We start from the raw sequence: 2,761 nt of genomic DNA, 5'->3' as shown, positions 1-2,761 counted from the left end.
CCGAGACACCCGCCCTGCTAAAAGGCCTGCTCTTCGGCGAGGATGGCGCCGCCTTGTCATTGAGATAGGTGACGGCCAAGTCTGCCCCTTGGGCCTTGAACGCTTTGGCGCATCCCCATGCGATCGAGTGTTCATTTGCAATGCCGACCACCAGAATTTTGCGACCTGCGAGCGAAAACATCCTGTTAACATCCCGTTGTTGCATCGCAACACAAGAATGCTCGCGTTACGTTATTGTGACGGTTGGGTTGCGATTGCGCGATTTGACTGAGGTCAATGAGTGCTCTCGAGGGGGCCGCGGCGTCCTTCGGACAGGACGGAGTTTCAAACCCGCCTCGCGGAAGCGGCGGATGCCGTCATGGGCCAGCGGGCCGAATGCGTGATGCTGAATATGGGGCCGCACATCGTCGCTTGTCTTGGTGCCATTCTCGGCCGCATGGACCGCGATCAGAGCAAGCGGCTGGTGAGGGTCGTCCCGTTCGGGGCATGGGATGGTGCCGGTACCCCAGTGACTGAACTGCGGGAGCTTCTCCTTGCCCCCGGCAAGAACTTGTCATACAGGGCTGCGAACATAGTCGACGAGATAAGTAATTCTTCGTATCTTCAGTGAGATGGTAATCTGATGTCCAACAGCCCCGTGGCCGCGCAATCCATGCTCGATACCAGCCCGCCGAAGTGGTGGACGAAACTTCTGTTTTTGGCGGTTCTCGCTGGGGGCCTCGCTTATTGTGCCAATCAGCTGGCTGGCGAATTGGCCAATGCCCAAGAAGCCACCCCCTGGCTTCTGCTGCTGCTGGCCTTGCTGATCGCGCTCGGCCTCGAGTTCGTCAACGGGTTCCACGATACGGCCAACGCCGTGGCTACCGTGATCTACACGCGATAAACTTCGGAAAGGGATGTTATGCGAGTTCTGTGTTCCATTGGTCCGGTTAATGACCACCGCGCATCAGCGCCGCCAATGCAGACATTGCCATGAATTACGCCGGACCCTTTGTTGTGGTAAAGTTCCGCCTCGCGCCGGCGCTTCGTTTCGGCGTCAGTGCGACGTGGAACAATGCCAGCCTCGCCCTGAAGATGTGCTGGCCGTGGCTGGTCATTCTCACAGGCCTCGAGATCGCGGCCGGCATGGGGCCAGGTTTTCCACTGTCCCTGCTGCTGCAGACCACGCCTTCCGGCTACGAGGACAGAGCGGTATTGGTCAGCCTGCTGTTGGCGGTGAAACTGCTGGCCGTCTCTTCGCTTGCCGTGAACTGGAGCCGCTTCCTGCTGCTCGGCGAGATCGCCACGGGGTGGGACCGGCTGCGCATTGACCGCCCGGTATGGCGCTTCGCCTGCAATTACCTGCTCATATGGTTCGCTTGCTCGGGCGTGTTCTTGTTGGGAAGCCTTATCAGCTTCGTGGTGCTGCCATTGCTGGTCCAGTTATCTGGCTACGCGCTGCCCGAATTTCCGCGTGCCATGCCGCCATTGTCCGAATGGTTGCACGATACGTGGACGCTGATCATTGCCGGGTCGCTGCTGCTCGGCATACTGGGTGGCCTTCCCATAGTGCAACGCCTGTCAATCAAGCTTGTCGCCATCGCGGTGGGCCGAGAGGACTATGGGCTGGGCGACGCCTGGCGCGACAGCGGCAGCCAGTCGCTCCCGCTCGTTGCCTACACCTTTGCCGTCACCGGTCTGGTGACGGTGGTGTGGGCAGCCAGTTTCATGGCCTCCCTGCAGTTCGGACCCGTGGGCGCCTTCGCCCTCCTGGCGAGCGCCGCTGCCACACTAGCCTGCGGGCTGACAACCATCCTCGCCACCGCTTCGGTTACCGTTCTGTTCGGCTTGTTCGTCGAGAGGCGGGATATCTAGAGGAGAGCCAGATGGGCGAAGCAGGTCTATATATCTTCCCACCGCACAGCCGCGGAACTGCTGTCCCTGTTTCGGCGTGACCTGGTTGCGAATGGCGACCGCAGAGTGTCCGACGGCAGCACCCATGAGACAAGTCGGGTGATTTGAGGAAGGGAGGATTTCTGGTTCATCGTAGCTCTTAGAAGAAGCGCCGATGAGTAACCTTCTTCGTCAGGTCGCCCAGTGTGTCTCAGTACCGCTGATGCCCGGCATACGAGATCCGCTAAGGGTCCTAATTCGGGACAACTTTATCCCGCTTGTCGTAGATCCAACCGAACTCGAAGGCCGTATCACCAAGCGTATGTCTGTAGATGCGCGCAGGATGTCACATCCAAACTTCTATGCCCGAGAAAGCCTCAAGCTCATGATCACGACCATCAAGAACTATGTCGTATATGCGTGGAACTTTATATTCAATCATGAGGTTAGCCCGCTTCGCAATATTCCGGACGTCGCCATTCGGCACTATGTTTTGCAGGTCTTGGGATTGATGTGGGCGGTTAGCTTTTCGCTGGCGATCGGGAGTTACACTTTTCTTGCAGCGAGCGTGGTGGGGCATGTGATTTTGGTAGCAGCGGCGGCGATTACGGTCGCAACCTTCGCTACCGCTGCGAAAAAACCCGACGCGTTTGTGCGGGCTTTAGGCCGCCGCCCAGACGGCGAGCACGACTGAGTAACGAATAAGCCAGGTCGACTATTGGTCGATATCGGCTTCAACTGGCCAAAAAGAAGGTGATTGTCGTCGTCATGGCTATCGCCCGTCTACGCGCCGTGAAGGGCCCGATGCCCCTCAGGGCCACGTTTTCGGCCGCTATGGCCTCCATTTGGACCCGCTGGGACTGCATCTGCGCCGTCTGTGCGTCAAGGC

The 2,761-nt window shown here is 58.9% G+C and carries 4 protein-coding genes; 3 read left to right on the top strand and 1 reads right to left on the bottom strand.

The window, feature by feature from the left end; all coding sequences use genetic code 11:
* Window positions 1–181, bottom strand: a 181-nt coding sequence (locus tag WCJ41_RS21265; protein ID WP_336907838.1) for an SDR family oxidoreductase, incomplete at its 3' end; no start/stop codon positions are given.
* A 441-nt stretch (window positions 182–622) separates the two neighbouring features.
* Between WCJ41_RS21265 and WCJ41_RS21260 the strand changes: the two genes are divergently transcribed.
* From WCJ41_RS21260 to WCJ41_RS21250, 3 genes are all read left to right on the top strand, one after another.
* Window positions 623–883: a hypothetical protein gene (locus WCJ41_RS21260; protein ID WP_336907839.1), complete on the top strand. Its 261-nt coding sequence runs from the start codon at window positions 623–625 to the stop codon at window positions 881–883.
* Between the two features lie 89 nt (window positions 884–972).
* On the top strand, window positions 973–1,854 hold the full coding sequence (locus WCJ41_RS21255) for a hypothetical protein (RefSeq protein ID WP_336907837.1): 882 nt from the start codon (window positions 973–975) through the stop codon (window positions 1,852–1,854).
* 193 nt (window positions 1,855–2,047) lie between these two features.
* Window positions 2,048–2,566 (top strand): hypothetical protein, encoded by a 519-nt coding sequence (locus tag WCJ41_RS21250; protein WP_336907836.1) that lies wholly within the window; start codon window positions 2,048–2,050, stop codon window positions 2,564–2,566.
* The last annotated feature ends 195 nt before the right edge of the window (window positions 2,567–2,761 follow it).

The sequence above is a fragment of the Aestuariivirga sp. genome (assembly GCF_037139295.1).
Taxonomy (GTDB): Bacteria; Pseudomonadota; Alphaproteobacteria; order Rhizobiales; family Aestuariivirgaceae; genus Aestuariivirga.
The sequence above is the reverse complement of the archived record's forward strand: the minus strand, read 5'-3'. Positions and strand labels throughout refer to the sequence as shown.

What these genes read in the sequence shown, in the direction of transcription:
- WCJ41_RS21260 (WP_336907839.1), top strand. Translation starts at nt 623, where the DNA reads ATGTCCAACAGCCCCGTGGCCGCGCAATCCATGCTCGATACCAGCCCG.
- WCJ41_RS21255 (WP_336907837.1), top strand. Translation starts at nt 973, where the DNA reads ATGAATTACGCCGGACCCTTTGTTGTGGTAAAGTTCCGCCTCGCGCCG.
- WCJ41_RS21250 (WP_336907836.1), top strand. Translation starts at nt 2,048, where the DNA reads ATGAGTAACCTTCTTCGTCAGGTCGCCCAGTGTGTCTCAGTACCGCTG.